21 protein-coding genes are annotated in these 17,635 nt (G+C 66.2%); 11 read left to right on the top strand and 10 right to left on the bottom strand.

The window, feature by feature from the left end:
* Positions 1–93: 93 nt before the first annotated feature.
* Entirely contained in the window at positions 94–789 is a 696-nt protein-coding gene (locus AX672_RS03820; RefSeq protein WP_168727314.1) for a TonB-dependent receptor, read from the bottom strand.
* Between the two features lie 90 nt (positions 790–879).
* Here AX672_RS03820 and AX672_RS03815 point away from each other — a divergent pair, with 90 nt between their 5' ends.
* Positions 880–2,169 (top strand): adenylosuccinate synthase, encoded by a 1,290-nt coding sequence (locus AX672_RS03815; RefSeq protein WP_066648483.1) that lies wholly within the window; start codon positions 880–882, stop codon positions 2,167–2,169.
* Between the two features lie 30 nt (positions 2,170–2,199).
* Here the strand turns inward: AX672_RS03815 and AX672_RS03810 are convergent, their stop codons facing one another.
* The 5 genes from AX672_RS03810 to AX672_RS03790 form a co-directional block, all read right to left on the bottom strand.
* On the bottom strand, positions 2,200–2,571 hold the full coding sequence (locus AX672_RS03810; protein ID WP_066648480.1) for a hypothetical protein: 372 nt from the start codon (positions 2,569–2,571) through the stop codon (positions 2,200–2,202).
* Positions 2,572–2,716: 145 nt separating this feature from the next.
* On the bottom strand, positions 2,717–3,793 hold the full coding sequence (gene aroC / locus AX672_RS03805) for a chorismate synthase (RefSeq protein ID WP_066648477.1): 1,077 nt from the start codon (positions 3,791–3,793) through the stop codon (positions 2,717–2,719).
* Complete coding sequence (gene fabI, locus AX672_RS03800; RefSeq protein WP_066648474.1) at positions 3,790–4,593, bottom strand: enoyl-ACP reductase FabI; 804 nt, start codon at positions 4,591–4,593, stop codon at positions 3,790–3,792. The genes aroC and fabI overlap by 4 nt, the downstream gene beginning before the upstream one ends.
* Entirely contained in the window at positions 4,590–5,549 is a 960-nt protein-coding gene (locus tag AX672_RS03795) for a YihY/virulence factor BrkB family protein (protein ID WP_066648469.1), read from the bottom strand. The genes fabI and AX672_RS03795 overlap by 4 nt, the downstream gene beginning before the upstream one ends.
* Positions 5,550–5,565: 16 nt before the next feature.
* Positions 5,566–6,495 (bottom strand): DnaJ C-terminal domain-containing protein, encoded by a 930-nt coding sequence (locus tag AX672_RS03790; RefSeq protein ID WP_066648466.1) that lies wholly within the window; start codon positions 6,493–6,495, stop codon positions 5,566–5,568.
* Between the two features lie 138 nt (positions 6,496–6,633).
* Between AX672_RS03790 and pdxH the strand changes: the two genes are divergently transcribed.
* From pdxH to AX672_RS03775, 3 genes are read left to right on the top strand one after another with little or no spacing between them, the layout of a single operon-like run.
* The gene (gene pdxH / locus AX672_RS03785; protein WP_066648459.1) at positions 6,634–7,209 is read left to right on the top strand and encodes a pyridoxamine 5'-phosphate oxidase; all 576 of its coding nucleotides are present in this window, start codon (positions 6,634–6,636) and stop codon (positions 7,207–7,209) included.
* A complete protein-coding gene (locus AX672_RS03780; protein ID WP_372587553.1) occupies positions 7,206–8,180 on the top strand; it encodes a cation diffusion facilitator family transporter in 975 nt (324 codons plus the stop codon). Before pdxH ends, AX672_RS03780 begins: the two co-directional genes overlap by 4 nt.
* Complete coding sequence (locus AX672_RS03775; protein WP_066648456.1) at positions 8,177–8,974, top strand: PhzF family phenazine biosynthesis protein; 798 nt, start codon at positions 8,177–8,179, stop codon at positions 8,972–8,974. Before AX672_RS03780 ends, AX672_RS03775 begins: the two co-directional genes overlap by 4 nt.
* Before the next feature lie 21 nt (positions 8,975–8,995).
* On the opposite strand, the gene AX672_RS03770 is transcribed toward AX672_RS03775, so the two are convergent.
* Positions 8,996–9,607 (bottom strand): 1-acyl-sn-glycerol-3-phosphate acyltransferase, encoded by a 612-nt coding sequence (locus AX672_RS03770; RefSeq protein WP_066648453.1) that lies wholly within the window; start codon positions 9,605–9,607, stop codon positions 8,996–8,998.
* Between the two features lie 735 nt (positions 9,608–10,342).
* Between AX672_RS03770 and AX672_RS03765 the strand changes: the two genes are divergently transcribed.
* Entirely contained in the window at positions 10,343–10,651 is a 309-nt protein-coding gene (locus tag AX672_RS03765) for a glycine zipper 2TM domain-containing protein (protein ID WP_066648447.1), read from the top strand.
* 97 nt (positions 10,652–10,748) lie between these two features.
* Positions 10,749–11,246, top strand: coding sequence for a glycine zipper 2TM domain-containing protein (locus AX672_RS03760; protein WP_231731144.1), 498 nt, complete (start codon positions 10,749–10,751; stop codon positions 11,244–11,246).
* Positions 11,247–11,306: 60 nt separating this feature from the next.
* Here the strand turns inward: AX672_RS03760 and AX672_RS03755 are convergent, their stop codons facing one another.
* Positions 11,307–11,528, bottom strand: a complete 222-nt coding sequence (locus AX672_RS03755; RefSeq protein ID WP_066648444.1) for a hypothetical protein — start codon at positions 11,526–11,528, stop codon at positions 11,307–11,309.
* Between the two features lie 94 nt (positions 11,529–11,622).
* On the opposite strand from AX672_RS03755, the gene AX672_RS03750 reads away from it, so the two are divergent.
* The 4 genes from AX672_RS03750 (at position 11,623) to AX672_RS03735 (ending at position 14,246) form a co-directional block, all read left to right on the top strand.
* On the top strand, positions 11,623–12,384 hold the full coding sequence (locus tag AX672_RS03750; RefSeq protein WP_066648441.1) for a hypothetical protein: 762 nt from the start codon (positions 11,623–11,625) through the stop codon (positions 12,382–12,384).
* Between the two features lie 36 nt (positions 12,385–12,420).
* Positions 12,421–12,786: a fluoride efflux transporter CrcB gene (crcB, locus tag AX672_RS03745; RefSeq protein ID WP_066648436.1), complete on the top strand. Its 366-nt coding sequence runs from the start codon at positions 12,421–12,423 to the stop codon at positions 12,784–12,786.
* Complete coding sequence (locus tag AX672_RS03740) at positions 12,783–13,886, top strand: RluA family pseudouridine synthase (protein WP_066648434.1); 1,104 nt, start codon at positions 12,783–12,785, stop codon at positions 13,884–13,886. Before crcB ends, AX672_RS03740 begins: the two co-directional genes overlap by 4 nt.
* Before the next feature lie 138 nt (positions 13,887–14,024).
* The gene (locus AX672_RS03735) at positions 14,025–14,246 is read left to right on the top strand and encodes a hypothetical protein (protein ID WP_066648428.1); all 222 of its coding nucleotides are present in this window, start codon (positions 14,025–14,027) and stop codon (positions 14,244–14,246) included.
* Between the two features lie 24 nt (positions 14,247–14,270).
* On the opposite strand, the gene AX672_RS03730 is transcribed toward AX672_RS03735, so the two are convergent.
* Entirely contained in the window at positions 14,271–14,813 is a 543-nt protein-coding gene (locus AX672_RS03730; RefSeq protein WP_066648425.1) for a hypothetical protein, read from the bottom strand.
* Positions 14,814–14,950: 137 nt separating this feature from the next.
* On the opposite strand from AX672_RS03730, the gene AX672_RS03725 reads away from it, so the two are divergent.
* On the top strand, positions 14,951–16,501 hold the full coding sequence (locus AX672_RS03725; RefSeq protein ID WP_168727313.1) for a DUF6311 domain-containing protein: 1,551 nt from the start codon (positions 14,951–14,953) through the stop codon (positions 16,499–16,501).
* On the opposite strand, the gene AX672_RS03720 is transcribed toward AX672_RS03725, so the two are convergent.
* On the bottom strand, positions 16,498–17,436 hold the full coding sequence (locus AX672_RS03720; RefSeq protein ID WP_066648421.1) for a bifunctional helix-turn-helix transcriptional regulator/GNAT family N-acetyltransferase: 939 nt from the start codon (positions 17,434–17,436) through the stop codon (positions 16,498–16,500). The two genes, AX672_RS03725 and AX672_RS03720, sit on opposite strands and share 4 nt — an antisense overlap.
* Positions 17,437–17,635: the final 199 nt, after the last annotated feature.

The following is a 17,635-nucleotide window of genomic DNA, read 5'->3' as shown; positions in this document are numbered from 1 at the left end:
GCGCAGCGTTGATCCGCTCGTGCTGGTGAACAGGCCAGCCTCAAGGCGACCGGAACCAATAAACATGAGCCGACGCTCGCGCGGGGCAGATATCTAGTCCTTGGGCACAACCTTCAAGTCATGGGCGATGTAAAGCAGCACTTCGGTCGGGCCAGTCAGCGCCCATTGCACTGGCCGCGCCAGATCACTGACTTCGACCGCGTAATCAGGCCCGAACTGCTTGGCCGCCGCGTTGGCATCGGCGGCAATCGCAGCCAGAATCTGGCCGCGGTACTGGCTGGGATCGATGATCGACACGCCCGGCTCGCCCTGCTGTTCGATGACCGCTCGGCCTGACAGCGGCACGGCCTTGACGAAGGCATTGAGCCGATCGAGCGCGGCAAAGGCGTTGCCGTCGGCAAGCGGCGTCTTGATGACGAACTCCACTTCCTCGGCATCGTCGCGGTCGGAGTCCTTGTCGAACTTCAGCTTGTCCGCGAAATTGGCGAGAGTCAGCGGTTGAATGACGCTGTCGCCATAGGCCAGCTGCACCGACTGTTTCTGGCCGAGCGCAATCGCGTTGCGGACGGTCGCCAGAATTTCCTGCCGCCGCTGCGCCTTGTCGCGGGCGTCGCCATAGACCGTCACGCGCTGCACCGCGAAATCGGCGCGCCGCTTGATGCCGATCCCTGAAGTTTGCGCAGTGGCTTCGGCGCGGCGCAAGCTGCCGGTGACGACGACTTCCTCCTGCGCCAGTGCGGGAGCGGCAAGGGCGCAACCCAGTATGGCAGCGAGCAGCGGTTTCGGCATCTTCATCTCCCACGATGATGTGCGCGAAAAGTTGGACCCTCGGCGCGCGCCTGTCTAGAGCGACGGTTTCGATTCAACGAGGAACAGGCTTTGGCAAACGTCGCCGTGATCGGTGCCCAATGGGGCGATGAGGGCAAGGGCAAGATCGTCGACTGGCTGGCCGAGCGCGCCGATGTCGTCGTGCGCTTTCAGGGCGGGCATAATGCCGGGCACACACTCGTGGTTGGCGACAAGACCTACAAGCTCTCGCTGCTCCCCTCGGGTATCGTGCGCGGCACGCCGAGCGTGATCGGTAATGGCGTCGTGCTCGATCCGTGGCATTTGCGCGATGAAGTCGCCAAGCTGCGCGGGCAGGGGGTCGACATCACCCCCGACACGCTGATGATCGCCGATAATTGCGCGCTGATCCTGCCCTTCCACCGCGATCTCGATGCGCTGCGCGAGGATGCGAGCGGCGCGGGCAAGATCGGCACGACGCGGCGCGGCATTGGTCCGGCCTATGAGGACAAGGTCGGCCGCCGCGCGATCCGGGTGTGCGATCTCGCGCATCTCGACGATCTCGGGCCGCAGCTCGACCGGTTGACGGCGCATCACGACGCGCTGCGTGCGGGCTTCGGCGAGCCGCCGATCGATCGCACCGCGCTGGTCGAGCAACTGCGTGAGATTGCCGGTTTCGTGCTGCCGTTCGTGCGACCGGTGTGGCGCGATCTCAACGAAGCGCGGCGCGCGGGCAAGCGCATCCTGTTCGAAGGCGCGCAGGGCGTGCTACTCGATGTCGACCACGGCACTTATCCCTTCGTCACCTCGTCGAACACGATCGCGGGGACGGCGTCGGGCGGGTCGGGACTGGGGCCGAGCGCAGTCGGCTTCGTGCTGGGGATCGCCAAAGCCTACACCACGCGGGTCGGATCGGGGCCGTTCCCGACCGAGCTCGAGAATGAAATTGGCGAGCGGCTCGGCACGCGCGGGCATGAGTTCGGCACTGTAACCGGACGCAAGCGGCGCTGCGGCTGGTTCGATGCAGTGCTGGTGCGGCAATCGGCGGCGGTGAGCGGCATCACCGGCATCGCGCTGACCAAGCTCGACGTGCTCGACGGGTTCGACACGGTGAGCATCTGCACGGGCTATCGGCTGGGCGATCGTGTGCTCGATTATTTTCCGGCGCATGCGGCCGAACAGACCGCGGTCGAGCCGATTTACGAAACACTGCCGGGCTGGCACGAAACCACGGCTGGCGCGCGCAGCTGGGCCGATTTGCCAGCGGCGGCGATCAAGTACATCAAGCGCGTCGAAGAGCTGATCCGCTGCCCGGTCGCGCTGGTCTCGACGAGTCCCGAGCGCGAAGACACGATCTTGGTCCGCGATCCGTTCGCGGATTGATCGCGTCCCCGCGCGGGGCGGACAACGCCGTTACTTGGGCGCCATCGGCGAGCTGGGGGGCGTGCCCGTCCCCAGCGGGGTTGTCGTGCCGGTCGGGGGCGTGCCGCCGTTGATCGGCGGCGTCGTGCCGGTCGTCGGGGTATTGGTGGTCGGCGACGTGGTCGACGGCACCTGACCCGGCATTGGATCGGGCGATGTCGGCGACGTGCTATTGCCCATCGGATCGGTGCTGTTGCCCGTCATCGGGTCGGGCGTCGGCGTGGGACTCGGGGTCGGCGTCGGCGCGGGTTGCGATTGCGAGGTCGGCGGCGTCTTGGACTTCGGCTTGGTGGGGGTGGTCTGGGCCAGCGCGATGCTCGATGCACCCAGCCCGATCAGCCCGACCATCAACTTGATACGCATGGGATAGTCTCCGGTTGACGCGCTGCCGCTTCGTCGACAGCGCTCTGGGAGACCAATCGCCAGAGCGGGCGCCGGGTCGCAGGCACGCCCCACGGACTGCCGCCGATTACGCCCGTTTCATCGGATATTATAAAGACTTATGCGGTTATCCGCATTGCCCGCGATGCCGCAGCTTGTGATCGGCGAGTACCAGCGCGACCATGGCTTCAACTACTGGCGTGCCACGGATGCCGACGCAGGGGTCGTGGCGACCTTTGGTCATGATTTCGGTCGCCTCGCCGTCGCGGGTGATCGTTTCGACCGGCGTCAGGATCGAACTCGTGGGCTTGAAGGCGACGCGGACGCGGATCGGCTGCCCGGTCGAAATGCCGCCCGCGATGCCGCCGGCGTGATTGGCGAGAAATTCGGGACCATCGGTGCCGGGGTGCCCCGGACGCATCGCATCGGCATTGTCTTCGCCGCGCAGGAGCGCCGCGCCGAAGCCTTCGCCGATCTCGACCCCCTTGACGGCGTTGATGCTCATGCACGCACTCGCGAGATCGGCGTCGAGCTTGGCGTAAAGCGGCGCGCCCCAGCCAGGCGGCACGCCCACCGCCTCGCACGCGATTACCGCGCCGAGCGACGACCCGGCCTTGCGCGCCTCATCGACCAGCGTTTCCCAGCGGAGCGCGGCCGTGGCGTCGGGGCAGAAGAAGGGATTGGCGTCGATCTCGTCGCCGTCGAAATTGGCCGGGTCGATCGCGTCGCCGCCGATCGCCTCGACCCAGGCGCGGATCGACACTTCGGGGATGACGAGACGCGCAACAGCGCCCGCCGCGACACGCATCGCCGTCTCGCGTGCCGACGACCGCCCGCCGCCGCGATAGTCGCGAAAGCCGTATTTGGCGTCATAGGCATAATCGGCATGGCCGGGGCGATAGGCCTTGGCGACGTCCGAATAATCCTTCGATCTTTGGTCGACATTGTCGATCAGCAGCGAAATCGGCGTGCCGGTGGTGCGGCCTTCGAACACGCCCGACAGGATGCGCACGACATCGGGCTCCTGCCGCTGCGTCGTGAAGCGGCTGGTGCCGGGACGGCGCTTGTCGAGGAAGGGCTGGATATCGGCTTCGGACAGCACAATGCCCGGCGGGCAGCCATCGACGACCGCCCCGATCGCCGGGCCGTGACTTTCACCCCAGGTCGTGAAGCGGAACAAATGGCCGAAGCTGTTGTGGCTCATGCGAGCGTGATATCCGGCGCGTCCTCCGCCTTCATGCCGACGACATGATAGCCGGCGTCGACGTGGTGCGTCTCGCCCGTCACGCCGTTCGACAGGTCGCTGAGCAGGTAGAGCCCGGCGCCGCCGACATCCTCGATCGTCACGTTGCGCTTGAGCGGCGAGTTATATTCGTTCCACTTCAGGATCAGCCGGAAATCGCCGATGCCGCTCGCCGCCAGCGTCTTGATCGGACCCGCCGAAATCGCATTGACGCGAATGTTGTCGCGGCCCAGATCGACCGCCAGATATTGCACGCTCGTCTCGAGCGCGGCCTTGGCGACGCCCATGACATTGTAATGCGGGATCACCTTTTCGGCGCCGTAATAGCTGAGCGTCAGCAGGGCGCCGCCGTCGGGCATCATGGCGCTCGCGCGCTTGGCGACCGCGACGAACGAATAGACGCTGATGTTCATCGTCATCAGGAAATTGTCGAGGCTGGTGTCGACATAGCCGCCGCGCAGCTCATTCTTGTCCGAAAAGCCGATCGCGTGGACGACGAAGTCGAGCTTGCCCCAGCGCGTGTTCAGCGCATCGAACAGCGCATCGAGCGACGCCATGTCGCTGACGTCGCAATCGAACAGATTCTGCGAACCGAGGCTTTCGGCGAGCGGGCGCACCCGCTTTTCCATAGCCTCGCCCTGATAGGAAAAAGCGAGTTCGGCGCCGTGCTCGTGCAGCTTCTTGGCGATACCCCATGCCAGCGAACGATCATTGGCGAGCCCCATGATGAGCCCCCGCTTGCCTGCCATCAATCCCGTCACGCGCCCTGCAACTCCCCGTCCGTGTCGTCGCTTCCTACTCCCTGTTCATCGGCTTCCGCCAGTGCTGCGTTCAATTGCGCACCGACAACCAGACCGAATCCCACCAGAAAGAAGAAGATGAGCGCAATCATCACGCCCGCCAGACTGCCATAGGTCAGGTCGTAATTGGTCAGGCGGGCAAGGATCGTCGGCAGCAGCGCGGTAACGCCTAACCACCACAGCGCGGTGAACACTGCGCCGGGCCACTTCGGCGCGCGGCTGTCGCGATATTGCGGCGGAGTGAGCGAATAGAACAGCATATAGAGCGCGCCGAACAACGCCGCCGCTGGCGCAAGCCGCGACACCGATACGATCGTCGCTGCGCTTTTGGCGAACGGCATCGCGCGGACAATGAACTGCTCGGCCGCCACCAGCGTCACCTGAAAGCTGAAGGCGATCAGCGCGAGCAACAGCGACACCAGCACCAGCGCGATCGACCAGATGCGATAATGCCAGAACGGCCGCACCGATTTGACGCCGTAAGCGCGGCGCAGGATGTCGCGGATCGTCTCGACAAAGCTTGCCGTGGTCCACAGCCCGACCGCCGCGCCGAACCACAGCAGCGACCCCGATCGCGCGGCGAGCACGTCGGCGATCGGCGTCTGCAGCACGCCGGCCACTTGCGGCGGCACGTTGCGCAGGAACAGATCGACCGTGCGCAGGCCTTCATCGGTGCGGCCGACCAGCCGCGCCACCGCTGCCGCCACGATGAAGAAGGGAAACAGCGCGACCAGCGACAGATAGGCGAGGTTGCCTGCGTGGATGAAGCCGTCGCTGAACACGCCGACGATGACCCGGCGGCCGACTTCGCGGACGTAGCTGCCGGGCGCCATGAAGGCGAGGTGGCGGTTGAGCTTCAGCCCCCGGCCCGGTTGGCGGCGGCGCGCTTCGGGCGAGGTGGGCGAGAATTCCTTCACGAAAAAAAAACAGCGATCAGATGTCGAACTTGCCGCGCGGATGATGCTTGTCGCGCCCCGGCCAGTTCTGGACGAATTCGACCAGCGCATCGTCGCCTACGGGCAGATCGACCATCAGGGTCACGAGCTGATCACCGCGCGAGCCGGTCTTGCCGTGAAAGCCGCGCCCTTTCAGCCGCAGCACCTTGCCCGAACTCGACCCCGCCGGGATCGTCAGCATTACGGCGCCCGACACCGTCGGCACGCGCACGCTCGCGCCCAGCACGGCTTCGGCAAGGCTGACGGGCAGGTCGAGCCGCACGTCATCGCCATCGCGCGTGAAGAAGCGGTGCGGCTGAATTTCGACTGTCACGATCGCGTCGCCGGGGCCGCCAGGGCCGGGATCGCCCTTGCCCGACAGCCGCATCTGCGTGCCCGTTTCGACGCCGGCGGGCAGCTTCAGGTCGATCGTCTTGCCGTCGGCCAGCGTGATCCGCTGCGGCGTTAGACAGGCAGCGTCGGCAAACGGCACCGACAGGCGATAGGGGCGATTGGCCCCCTTCGGCTGGGGTCCGCGCCGCCCGAACCCGCCGGAAAAGCCGCCGCCAGCCCGGCGGCCGCCGAACAATCCTTCGAAAATGTCGCTGAAATCGCCCGCGTCGCCGCCCATGTCGAAGCCGCCGGCGCCCGGCGAAAAGCCGCCGTTGTTGGGTGTGGGGCCTTGGCGGAAACCAAAGCCCGCCGGATTGCCGTCGCCGTCAATCTCGCCGCGATCAAAGCGCGCGCGCTTGTCCTTGTCGGACAACAGGTCATAGGCATTGGTGACGCGCGAAAACCGTTCCGCCGCCTTCGGATTATCCTTGTTGCGGTCGGGGTGGAGCTCCTTAGCGAGCTTGCGATAGGCCTTTTTGATGTCGGCTTCGCTTGCCCCGCGCGCCACGCCCAGAATTTGATAGGGGTCCGCCATCACGCTCCCGTTGCTTGACTGGCGCCTATGTGGGCGATTGGGCGGGCGAGCGCAAATGCCTGCGTCAATTTCTTGATGGCGCGACCCTCTCGCGCGCAAAAGGTGACGCGCGATCGGCCAGCCGCTAAAGCCCGCCACATGACTGATCCCTTTATCCTGTTCGATACCTGGTATGCCGAAGCGCGCGCCAGCGAGATCAACGATTCGAATGCGATGGCGCTGGCGACCAGCGATGCCGACGGGCGGCTGGGGCTGCGGATGGTGCTGCTGAAGGGCCATGGGCCGGACGGTTTCGTGTTCTACACCAATCAGCAAAGCCGCAAGGCCGGGGACTTGTCTGCCAATCCGCGGGCGGCCTTGCTGTTCCACTGGAAATCGCTGCGGCGCCAGATTCGTATCGAAGGCCCGGTGTCGACGGTAAGCGACGCCGAGGCCGATGCCTATTTCGCGACGCGCAGCCGCGATTCGCGGCTTGGTGCCTGGGCGAGCGACCAGTCGCGTCCGCTCGATGCGCGCAGCACCTTCGAAGCGCGCTTTGCCGAGATGCAGGCGCGGTTTGAGGGCGGCGACGTGCCGCGCCCGCCGCACTGGTCGGGCTATCGCGTGACACCCGAACGAATCGAATTCTGGCAGGACCGTGAACACCGGCTGCACGAGCGGCGGCTGTTCACCCGTGACGGCGATGGCTGGACCGAAGGGTTGCTTTATCCGTGAGCGCGCCGACGCATCATGACGACCGTGCGGCCCGCCAGGCAGAAGTGGGCGCGATTACGCAGCGTGCCGCGATCGCCAGCGTGGCGACGGCGACGGTGCTGCTCGGGGTGAAGGGATGGGCGGCGTTCCACACCGGATCGGTGGCGCTGCTCGCGTCGCTGGCCGACAGCGGGCTCGATTTGATCGCGTCGCTGACGACCTTGTTCGGCGTCCGGCTGGCGGCCCAACCGGCGGATCATGACCACCGCTTCGGCCACGGCAAGGCCGAGGCGCTGGTCGCGCTGGTCCAGGTGGCGCTGATTGCGGCCTCTGCCTTTGCGATTTGCTGGCGCGCGGTTGAGCAGTTGATGGGGGCGCAGCCGATCGAGGACATCCGCTTCGGCATTGGCGCCTCGATGGTGGCGATGCTCGCGACGGTGCTGCTGATTGCCTATCAGCGCCATGTGATTGCGCGCACCGGATCGGTCGCGATCAAGACCGACCGGATGCATTATGAATCCGATCTGATGATCAACGCCGCAGTCGTCATCGCGCTGGTCCTTGAGGCGCAGCTAGGGCTAAACGGTGCCGATGCGCTGTTCGGCATCGGCATCGCGATCTGGCTGTTGTGGGGTGCCTGGCGTGGTTCGACCGAGGCGATCAACCAGCTGATGGACAAGGAATGGCCCGAAGCGAAGCGCCGCCGCTTCGTCGAGGTTGCAAGCCGCCATCCCGAACTGAAGGGCCTGCACGACCTGCGCACGCGAACCAGCGGCGCGACCGATTTCGTCCAGTTCCACATGTGGATGGATCCCAAGATGACGGTCGCCGAGGCGCATGACGTGGTCGAGGACATCGAGCGGCGGCTGGCGCTCGAGTTTCCGGGCACCGAAATCCTGATTCACATCGACCCCGAGGGAAAGGTCGATCACCCCGGCAATCCGCTGGTCGAGGCCGACGAAATCGCCAAGCTGAGGAGCACCGCTGCATGACCCGCCTGCCGATCGTTCAGATCGATGCTTTCGCGGACCGGCCCTTCAGCGGCAATCCGGCAGCGGTGATGCCGCTCGACGCGTGGCTCGACGATGAGGTCCTGCAAGCGATCGCGCTGGAGAACAACCTGAGCGAGACGGCGTTTCTGGTGAAGGATGCGACTGGTGCCGCCGATTACGAGCTGCGCTGGTTCACGCCCGCCGCCGAAGTCGTGCTGTGCGGCCATGCGACGCTCGCAAGCGGGCATTATCTGCTGGCAGGTGATCCGGCGCGCGAGCGAGTGACGTTCCGCACGCGCAAGGCCGGGGCGTTGTCGGTGGCGCGAGCGGGCGCGGGCTATGAGCTCGGCTTGCCGGCGTGGGTGCCGGTGCCCAAGCCGCTGCCGGAGATTGTCGCGGCGCTCGGGATCGAGGGCGAGTCTTCGACGCTCTGGCACGCATCGGGCTATCCGCTGATCGTTGTCGATCGCGCGGCGGTGGTGCGGGGATTGAAGCCCGATCTGGGCGCGCTCGCCAAGCTCGGCCCGCTGGTCGCGATCGTCAGCGCGCCGGGCGATGACAGCGACGTGATCAGCCGCGTCTTCACGCCTTACTATGACATCCCCGAAGACCCTGTGACGGGTTCGGCCCACGCCGTGCTGACGCCCTATTGGGCCGATCGGCTGGGGCGCGACAGCTTCACCGCGTTTCAGGCATCGAAGCGCGGTGGGCGGCTGACCTGTCGGCTCGACGGCGACCGCGTGGTGTTGGGCGGAAGCTGCGTGACGGTGATCGAAGGGATGTTTTTGCTGTAAGGTGTCGCGCGGCTCGCCTGCTCACGCCCCCGTCGCAAACGCGCCGCGCACTTTGCCCACCGCATCGCGATACGGCGCCCTGATCGCGTCGATGTCGGCGGCATAGTCGCCGGTCGGGTGGAAAACGCCGGCGATCCGGATCGTGCGGGTGCCATAGTCGAGTACCGTCAGGATGATCGGCACCTTCGCCTGCACGGCGATGTGATAGAAACCGGTTTTCCACTCGCGCGTCAGGCTGCGCGTGCCTTCAGGCGGGATCGCGAGGATCATCTTGTCGGCGGCGGCAAAGGCATCGGCCATGACGCGCACGACATCGTTGCTGGCGCTGCGGTCGATCGGCACGCAGCCGAGCCATAATATGATGCGCCCGAACGGCCCGGTGGTCAGGCTCTTCTTGCCCATCCAGCGCAGGCCGACGCGGTAATAGCCCGCCGCCATGAGCATATTGAGCCCGTCCCAGTTGGAGGTGTGCGGCGCGGCAAGCAGCACGGCCTTGGGCAGCGCTGGCCAGTCACCGCGCATTTTCCAGCCACCGAGCCCCAGAAAGACGGTGCATAGCCAGCGGAGCATTTCCGCGCCGATCCCGCGATAGGGTCCCGGTCGGGCGCGCCGTGCCGCCGCTGTGTCGTCCATGCACTCGCTCCCCCCAAGTCGAGGCAGCCTAGCAGCAAAAGAGATTGGGGGTGGACTTATTGTGTGCGAACGCCGCGCAATAAAATGGGGGCCGGCATTGCTGCCAGCCCCCTGTCGCCGGACTTCAGCACCGCGACTTCCGCAGCTTTCGCTGCCTGCTCGCGCCACCTGGTTTCGGCGGCATGCACGGCCCCACCGCGGGGGGCGTTGAGCCGCACGTGACCGCTCCCGTTCGATCGGCCGGAGATGCCATCCCGGGCTTGCACCCGTTCCGCCATCCGCCGGTTGGTCGGCCGTGAACGACCGGCACATCTTCCACGCTAGCGCGCTTCCGTCGTGCCTTGGACGCCGGTTCTTTCCTGCCTGAGTCGCGCGTCGCAAGCGACGCTGCCCCTCATTCGGTCCGATCGACCTCCCGCCGGGATCCTTGCGCGGTTTGCCGAAGCCACCTGCGCCGGTTTTCCTGACCTAAGTCGCTGGTCTTTCAGAGGTTTCCCGTCCGTCCGACCCGCTGCTTACAGTTGGATGGTGTCACCGAAACCGAGTCGCATCAAGGGCAATCGGGGGGCGAGCGCCTGTGAATAACGTGGATATCGTGGAGCGAATTGTCGCGGCTGTGCGCCGACTGGTCGCTTCGATGCGATGCCAATGCCGCCTTGTTGTTTCAGGTTCATGAAACCGCCGCCACAAAGTGCGCGTTACGATCGCGTTCTTAACCTGAAGCAGGAGCTTGTAATGCGTAATGTACTGATGGTGATCGCAGCAGCCGGGCTGATCGTGCCACCGGCGGCAATGAGCTTTCCGGTGAAGGCCGAGGCGAAGAAGAAGAAATATCGCGCCTACACCTATCGTCGCAATGGCCGCACCTATTGCCGCCACTCGGACGGCACCACCGGCCTGCTTGTCGGCGGCGTCGGTGGCGCAGTGGTCGGCAACTCGATCGACAATGGCGGGCTGCTCGGCACCGCGCTGGGCGCAGTTGGCGGGGCGCTGGCCGGTCGTGCGGTCGACCGCACGATCACCGCGGACAAGCGCTGCCGATAAAGCTGTCGGAGGCGTGAACCCGTTGTTGTTTCGGGTTCACGCAACTGCGCCGGTCCTGAGCCGTTGAGGCAGGACCAACCACCACAGGAGAATTCCAATGCGCAAAGCCATGATGGCGCTGGCGGCCATGTCCGCGATTGCGGGAACGATGCCCGCCGTCGCGCAGGATTATCGCAACGATCAACGCTGGCAGGACCGACGCGAGGCGCGCGAGGAATATCGCGAGGATCGCCGCGAAGCACGTGACGATTACCGCGATGCCCGCCGCGATTGGCGACAGTATCGCCGCTACGACTATAACCGCCCGCCGCCGGGCGCGCGCGGCTATTACGCCGACCAATATTACCGCGACGGTCGCTATTATCAGCCGCGCCGCTTGAGCCGCAACGACCGGCTCTATCGCGGGCGCGACGGGCGTTATTATTGCCGCCGTTCGGATGGCACGACCGGGCTGATCGTCGGTGGTGCGGCGGGCGGTCTGCTCGGCAACGTCATTGCGCCGGGCGGTTCGAAGACGCTCGGTACGGTGCTCGGCGCAATCGGTGGCGGGCTGATCGGCAATTCGGTCGATCGCAACAACATCACCTGCCGCTGACGCGCGCTGGTCAGCAACCGCGTAACGAAGGGCCTAGCGGCAACGCCGGGCCCTTTTACTTCACAGGATGCCGAAGCCCAGCCAGAGGCGGACGCAGCCGACGATGATGACGAAGATGTTGAAGTTGCGCCCCGACTGGTGGCGCGAAAACATCCCGACAACGGCCCCGATGATCGCGATCGGAATCGACAGCCAGTTGAGCGCCCCGAGCAGGGGAATGAAACCGACCAGCGCAATCGGAAGGGCAACCAGACCGATCAGGATCGAAATGATGTTGAGCATAGCCCTTCCTTAGCCGATTGCCGAGTGTATTACAATACTAATGCGCTCGGGTCCGCCACGCTTCCTTAACCGTCTTGCGGCATGAACGAGCGCCATGTGGATCCGTTTCCCTTCGCTCGCCGCGACCCTGTTGGTTGCCGCGATCACGTTGCCGCTGGCCGCTTGCGGCGGCGCGAGCGGCGACAACAGCCTCGATGCGCTCGATGCCGAACTCAGCGACGGGAACGCCCAGAGCAACGTGCGTGACCCGGCACTGACGAGCGCGCTTCACGACCAGATCATGGTCGATCCCAATCTCGCCAGCCAGTCGAACCGCGACGCTATCCGCCCGCCGAGCCAGCCCTATGCCGCGCCGGTGCCGAATGCGAAGGGCGCGACGGTGGCGGGCGACGTCCGTGTAAGCGAAGCGACCAAGACCGCGCCGGCCCCCCGGAGCGACTGCCCCAATTGCAAGGCGCAGCGCGACTCGATGACGCTCGGCGGACTCGCCGCACGCCAGGGCGACAAGCGCACCGCCGCTTGCGCTGCCGATGTCAGCTATTCGACGCGCTGGTCGCTGCGGTTGCCCGCCGACCTGCCGCTTTATCCCGATGCGCATGTTGTCGAGGCGGCAGGCACTGGCGACAATGGCTGCGCGCTGCGGGTCGTCAGCTTCACCAGTCGCGCGTCGGTGCAAAGCGTGATCGACTTCTATTACACGCGCGCAACCAACGCAGGCTATTCGGCTGACCATCAGGCCGATGCCGAAGGTCATGTTCTGGCGGGTACGCGCAGGGCCGATGCCTATGCAGTGTTCGTGTCGAAGGCGCGCGACGGCGGGACGCAGGTCGATCTGGTCGCCAACAACGGGCGCTAAGGTTCCCAAAGCGCGCGGTTCGCGCTAGGCGCGGGCATGGTCAATCTTTTCCTCGTGATGGCAGGCGGCGCGATCGGCGCGGGCGCGCGCTACCTCGTCGGGCTGGCGGTCGCGGGCGCGCGCTACCCTTGGGGCACCTTCGCCGTGAACATCGCGGGGGCGCTGGCGATGGGTCTGCTCGCCGGTATCATCGCCAAGGGGATCGCGGGCGAGCCCGCGCGGCTGTTGCTCGGCGTCGGCGTGCTCGGTGGTTTCACGACTTTTTCTGCCTTTTCGCTCGAGCTGGTGACGATGGCCGAGCGCGGCGCGATGCTGAGCGCGATCGGCTATGCGCTCGCCTCGGTGATCGGCTCGGTGCTGGCGCTCGCCGCCGGCCTCGTGGCCGTCAGGGCGATCGCATGAGCGAGGTCCGCCAGTTCACCGTCTCGGCCGAGGATGACGGCATCCGGCTCGACCGCTGGTTCAAGCGGCATCTCGAGGACACCAGCTTCACCACCGTTGCGAAGTGGGCGCGCACTGGCCAGCTGCGCGTGGACGGCGCGCGCGCGACGCCGGGCGACCGGCTGGTCGCGGGGCAAGTGCTGCGGCTGCCGCCTGCCGAGCCGATCCGCAGCGACGCGCCGCCGAAGCGCGAACGCGCGCCGATCAGCGCCGATCAGGCCGCCTTCATCCAGGAAATGGTGATCCACAAAGACGCGCAGGCGATCGTGCTCAACAAGCCGCCCGGCCTCGCGACGCAAGGAGGGACCAAGACCACCGAGCATATCGATGCGCTGCTCGACGGCGTGCAGTTCGAAAGCGAGGGGCGGCCGAAGCTCGTCCACCGGCTCGACAAGGATACGTCGGGCGTGCTGCTGGTCGCGCGAAATGCGCGGGCGGCTGGGTTCTTCGCCAAGAGCTTCTCCAGCCGCACTGCGCGCAAGGTCTATTGGGCGCTCGTCGTCGGCGTGCCGCGGATCGACGACGGTATGATCGAGCTGCCGATCGCCAAGCAGCCCGGCACCGGCGGCGAGAAGATGCACGTCGACGAAGCCGAGGGCGCCGCCGCGCGCACCCGCTACCGCGTGATCGAGCGCGCGGGCAACCGCGCCGCCTGGGTCGAGCTGCAACCCTTCACCGGGCGCACGCACCAGCTGCGCGTGCACATGGCGGCGATCGGCCATCCGATCGTCGGTGACGGCAAATATGGCGGGCAGGCGGCGTTCCTGACCGGAGGTGTCAGCCGCAAGATGCATTTGCACGCCCGGCGGCTGCGGATCGACCATCCCGACGGCGGGCAGATCGACGTCGGCGCCGAGCTGCCGCCGCATTTCCGCGAAAGTCTGGGGCTGCTTGGCTTCGAGGAGCGCCAGGGCGATCTGCTGCCGCTCGACGAGCCCAAGTTCAGCGAAACGCCCGAAGGCAAACGCCGCGCCGCCGCTGCCATTGCCAAGTCGCGGCGGCAGGAGCGCAAGGGCGAACGGCGCGGGCGAACGCGGGCTGCGCCGCCGCCGAAGCGCTGACGCCGCCGCGCACTGCTTACGGATTTGACGCCTGCGCGCCGTGCTGACAAAGCATGGATGCCGCCGGGCTTCGCCAAGCACCACGGCGCTATCAAATAGATATAAGTTAACCGAGAAATCTTTTCTGAAAGTTAGTTCATGGCCGCAAAAGCATTTTGCCTGATTACGTCGAGCATCGAAGGAAAGGGCGCGTACGGCGTCCGCACCGATACCGACGAGAATGTCTATTTCCCTGTCAGCGTCGCCGAGGGTGCCGAACTCGAAGAATTCGAAGACGTCGAGGCGATCCTCGTCAAGAACGACCGGCCCGAACCGGTCTGGAAAGCCATCAAGGTCCGCCGCCCGAGCGACGACGCCTAGCGATCGTCGCCGGGGCGCGGCGCTTTATTTCTCTTCGGCTGCCGGCAGTTCTGGGCGGTCGGCGACGGCGGCAGGAGTCGGTGCTGCGGGCGCGCGGCACCCTTTGCTGAGGCCAAGGCCCTTCAGATAGGCGCGGCGGACCGATCCGGCATAGGCGGCGGCCTCGGCCCGGCGCTGCGCCTTGTCGGCCCCGGTGATGACGCGGACTAGGCCAAGGCCCGGGATGAGGGTGTTGACGGCGGCCTTGGTCGCGGCCGAGGCGATATAGGCACCTTCGCCCTTTTTCTTGCCTTCGACGTCGACATCGTCGCCGAGCGCGGCATTCAGCGTGCGGATCTGGTCGGCGATCTGCGCACAGGTCCGCGTACCATCGGCGCTATAGGGTGCCGAGGCGGCCAGCAGCAACGCTTCGGGGATTTTGTCCTCCTTGATGCGGGTGTCGCGCAGCGGCTGACTGGCGGCGCGGCCGACGCTATTGTCCTTCGACTGCTGCTGGGCAGGCGCGGACGTGAGCGCCGCCGAAAGAGCGATCAGCGCCATGACGCTGGCAGAAGCCGTAACCCGCATCTTGAGTCTCCCTTGCTAAGAAGCATCGCCACCTTAGGGCGGTGCCGGAACGATGTCGAAGCGCTTCAAGGGTCGAACTGGTTCCGGATTGCGCCTGTTTACGCGAAATGCAGGCGCGCGCGTATAAGGGGCATGTGATGCAGCGCCTGCTGACCCTGATCGTCTTGATCGTGACTGCGGTCGCGCTGTTCGCAGCGTGGATGCACCCGGGCGTGCTCGACCCGCGCAATGTCGGCTGGCTGCTCGACGGGCATGATCGCGGGCAGAGCGCGATCGGGCTCGCGGCCTATCTGGCGGGGGGCGGCTGGCCGTCGCTGCACAATCCGCTGCTGTCGGCACCCGAGGGGACAAGCCTGTTGCTGACCGACAGCATCCCGCTGCTGGGATTGCTGCTCGGGCCGTTTGCGGGCGCGCTGGCGGGAATGCAGTTCATTGGGGCGTGGCTGTTCGCCTGTGTGCTGCTGCAGGTGGTCTTTGCCTGGGCGCTGGTGCGACCGCACGCGCCCGATCGGCCGAGTGCGTGGTTCGGCGCAGTGCTGCTCGCGGCGATGCCGATGCTGTTCAATCGCTTCGGCCATGCCAGCCTGTGCGCGCAGTGGCTGATCCTGTGGGCGCTGTGGATCTATGTCGATCCGCGCCGCGCCGAGCGGCCCTTGTGGTGGGTGGCGGTGCTGGGGACAGCCGCGCTGGTGCACAGTTACCTGCTGCTGATGGTCGCGAGCATCTGGGCCGGATGGCTGCTGCAACAGGCAGCCGCGCCGGGCCGGTTGCGCACCTTTGCCGAGGCGGCAGCGACGATCGGCTTCGTCGCGCTGCTGCTCGCGGCGCAGGGCGTGTTCGGCGGCGGCTTCCAGTCGACCGGCACTTATGGCGCCTTTCCGATGGCGCTCGATGCCTGGTGGAACCCGGCGAACCCCAGCTATTCGGCGCTGCTGCCATCGTCCCCCGAGGATCATGGCCGGGGCTTCGAAGGACTGAATTATCTGGGTGCCGGGGTGCTGCTGGCCGTGCTGGTCGCGGCTGCAACACGAAAGGCGGCGTTGCGGCATCTGCTGTGGCTGGTGCCGGGGTTTGTGGTGCTGGCGCTGATCGCCATCGGGCCGCAGCCGCTATTGTGGGGCCGGCCAGTGGCAACGCTTCACTTGCCGCCGTGGCTGATCGACGCGCTCGACCCGGTGCGCGCGGGCGGGCGGCTGTTCTGGCCGGCGACTTATGTGCTGACTTATGCCGCGATCGTTGGCGTACTGGCGTTGCCCCGCGCGACGCTGGTGCTGGCGGCGGCGGTGGCAATTCAGGCGGTGGATCTTGCGCCGATGCTGGCGGCAATTCGGTCGACAAGCACGCGGGCCGATGACCCCACGGTTTTCACCCGCACCCGCGATCCGCGCTGGCCGGATCTGATCGCGCGCGCGAAGCGCGTCGACTTCACGCCCGCCGATCCGTTCGTCGACCTGCAGCTGATGGAGGAAGTGACGTGGCGGGCAGTGCAGACGAAGCGACCGGTCGGCTTCACCTACACCGCGCGCGTGTCAGCCGCGACGCGCGCGCGGCGCGACGCTGAACGCGCAGCTTTCGAGCGCGGCGAGATCGCGCCAAGCCATCTGCTCATCGTGCAGGACGGGAAGCTGCCCCCTGCCTTGCGGCGACGCGCGCTGCGGATCGATGGTGTGACGCTGCTCGCGCCCTAGCGCGGCCGATACCGCATCGCGACATCGCACCGGGCATAGCGCGCGCCATAATCACGCATGATTTCAGCATCATGCGCGAAACCGAGCTTCTCGTAGAGGTGGATCGCGGCGGCGCAGCGGTGGCTGGTGAGCAGGTAGAGCTTTTCGACGCCCATCGCTTCGGCACGCGCAAGGATTGCCGCGAGCAGGAACTCGCCCGCCTTGCGACCGCGTGCCGACTCGCGCACGCCCATCTTGGTGAGCTCGAACGTGCCTTCGCCGGTCTTCTGCAGCGCGCAGGTGCCGACGATACCGAGCCCGGCAGCCTCGACAAACAGGATCGTCCCGCCCGGATCGATGATGCGCCCGCGCGGATCGAGCAGAACCTCACGGTCGGTCTGCTCCAGCCGGAACATTGCCTCGATCCATTCGGCATTGATGTCGTGGAACTCCTGCGCGAGGTCGTCAGAGAATTCGTGCAGCCTGAGGCCGGGGGTCGCATGGAGCGGCTGGGCAGCGAGCCGCATTTCGATCGCGCCGATCTGGTCGAGCAGCGGGCCGTTCAGCCCCGCGAGCAGCTGAACCACGGCCGACTCGACGCGCGGCCACACCGCGATCCGCGCCTGGGCGAGCGCGGCGGTGCCGGCGGGGGTGAGCGACACATGCTTCTGGCGCTGGTCGCCGGGGGCTCGCGCGCTGTTAACGAGCCCGAGCGACACCAGATTGGCGAGCGTGCGGGTGATTGCGGGCTGGCTGAGCCCGAGCGTTTCGGCAAGTGCCGACACCGTCATCGCGCCTGCGCGGTCGAGGGTCGCGAGCAGCGGGTATTGGCTAGGCTGGATCGGCAGCCCCGCCTCCGCGCTGATCCGGCTGACATCGGCCTGCATGCGCTCGGCGAGGCGCTTGAGGCGACTGCCAAGGAAAAGCTCACCGCGTTCAGTAATGATGTCTGGCATGGTCCTCGCCCCAATTAGCATAGCATGTTATATAACGGGCTATGCTAATTCAAGCGAATGAGGGCGACGCGTTGCAAAAGGGGGTGTGAAACAGGCCGCAGCCCGTTCGCCCTGGGTTTGTCGAAGGACTGTCCTTGTTCGGCGGGGCGATGGAAGAAGAAGGACGGTGCTTCGACAAGCTCAGCACGAACGGACTGGG

It is taken from the genome of Sphingomonas sp. CCH10-B3 (genome assembly GCF_001556185.1).
Lineage (GTDB): Bacteria > Pseudomonadota > Alphaproteobacteria > Sphingomonadales > Sphingomonadaceae > Sphingomonas > Sphingomonas aquatica.
Note: the sequence above shows the minus strand (reverse complement) of the source record. Positions and strands in the feature narration are given on the sequence as shown.

What these genes read in the sequence shown, in the direction of transcription:
- AX672_RS03820 (WP_168727314.1), bottom strand. Translation starts at nt 789, where the DNA reads ATGCCGAAACCGCTGCTCGCTGCCATACTGGGTTGCGCCCTTGCCGCT.
- AX672_RS03810 (WP_066648480.1), bottom strand. Translation starts at nt 2,571, where the DNA reads ATGCGTATCAAGTTGATGGTCGGGCTGATCGGGCTGGGTGCATCGAGC.
- aroC (WP_066648477.1), bottom strand. Translation starts at nt 3,793, where the DNA reads ATGAGCCACAACAGCTTCGGCCATTTGTTCCGCTTCACGACCTGGGGT.
- AX672_RS03790 (WP_066648466.1), bottom strand. Translation starts at nt 6,495, where the DNA reads ATGGCGGACCCCTATCAAATTCTGGGCGTGGCGCGCGGGGCAAGCGAA.
- pdxH (WP_066648459.1), top strand. Translation starts at nt 6,634, where the DNA reads ATGACTGATCCCTTTATCCTGTTCGATACCTGGTATGCCGAAGCGCGC.
- AX672_RS03775 (WP_066648456.1), top strand. Translation starts at nt 8,177, where the DNA reads ATGACCCGCCTGCCGATCGTTCAGATCGATGCTTTCGCGGACCGGCCC.
- AX672_RS03770 (WP_066648453.1), bottom strand. Translation starts at nt 9,607, where the DNA reads ATGGACGACACAGCGGCGGCACGGCGCGCCCGACCGGGACCCTATCGC.
- AX672_RS03765 (WP_066648447.1), top strand. Translation starts at nt 10,343, where the DNA reads ATGCGTAATGTACTGATGGTGATCGCAGCAGCCGGGCTGATCGTGCCA.
- AX672_RS03760 (WP_231731144.1), top strand. Translation starts at nt 10,749, where the DNA reads ATGCGCAAAGCCATGATGGCGCTGGCGGCCATGTCCGCGATTGCGGGA.
- AX672_RS03755 (WP_066648444.1), bottom strand. Translation starts at nt 11,528, where the DNA reads ATGCTCAACATCATTTCGATCCTGATCGGTCTGGTTGCCCTTCCGATT.
- AX672_RS03750 (WP_066648441.1), top strand. Translation starts at nt 11,623, where the DNA reads ATGTGGATCCGTTTCCCTTCGCTCGCCGCGACCCTGTTGGTTGCCGCG.
- crcB (WP_066648436.1), top strand. Translation starts at nt 12,421, where the DNA reads ATGGTCAATCTTTTCCTCGTGATGGCAGGCGGCGCGATCGGCGCGGGC.
- AX672_RS03740 (WP_066648434.1), top strand. Translation starts at nt 12,783, where the DNA reads ATGAGCGAGGTCCGCCAGTTCACCGTCTCGGCCGAGGATGACGGCATC.
- AX672_RS03735 (WP_066648428.1), top strand. Translation starts at nt 14,025, where the DNA reads ATGGCCGCAAAAGCATTTTGCCTGATTACGTCGAGCATCGAAGGAAAG.
- AX672_RS03730 (WP_066648425.1), bottom strand. Translation starts at nt 14,813, where the DNA reads ATGCGGGTTACGGCTTCTGCCAGCGTCATGGCGCTGATCGCTCTTTCG.
- AX672_RS03725 (WP_168727313.1), top strand. Translation starts at nt 14,951, where the DNA reads ATGCAGCGCCTGCTGACCCTGATCGTCTTGATCGTGACTGCGGTCGCG.
- AX672_RS03720 (WP_066648421.1), bottom strand. Translation starts at nt 17,436, where the DNA reads ATGCCAGACATCATTACTGAACGCGGTGAGCTTTTCCTTGGCAGTCGC.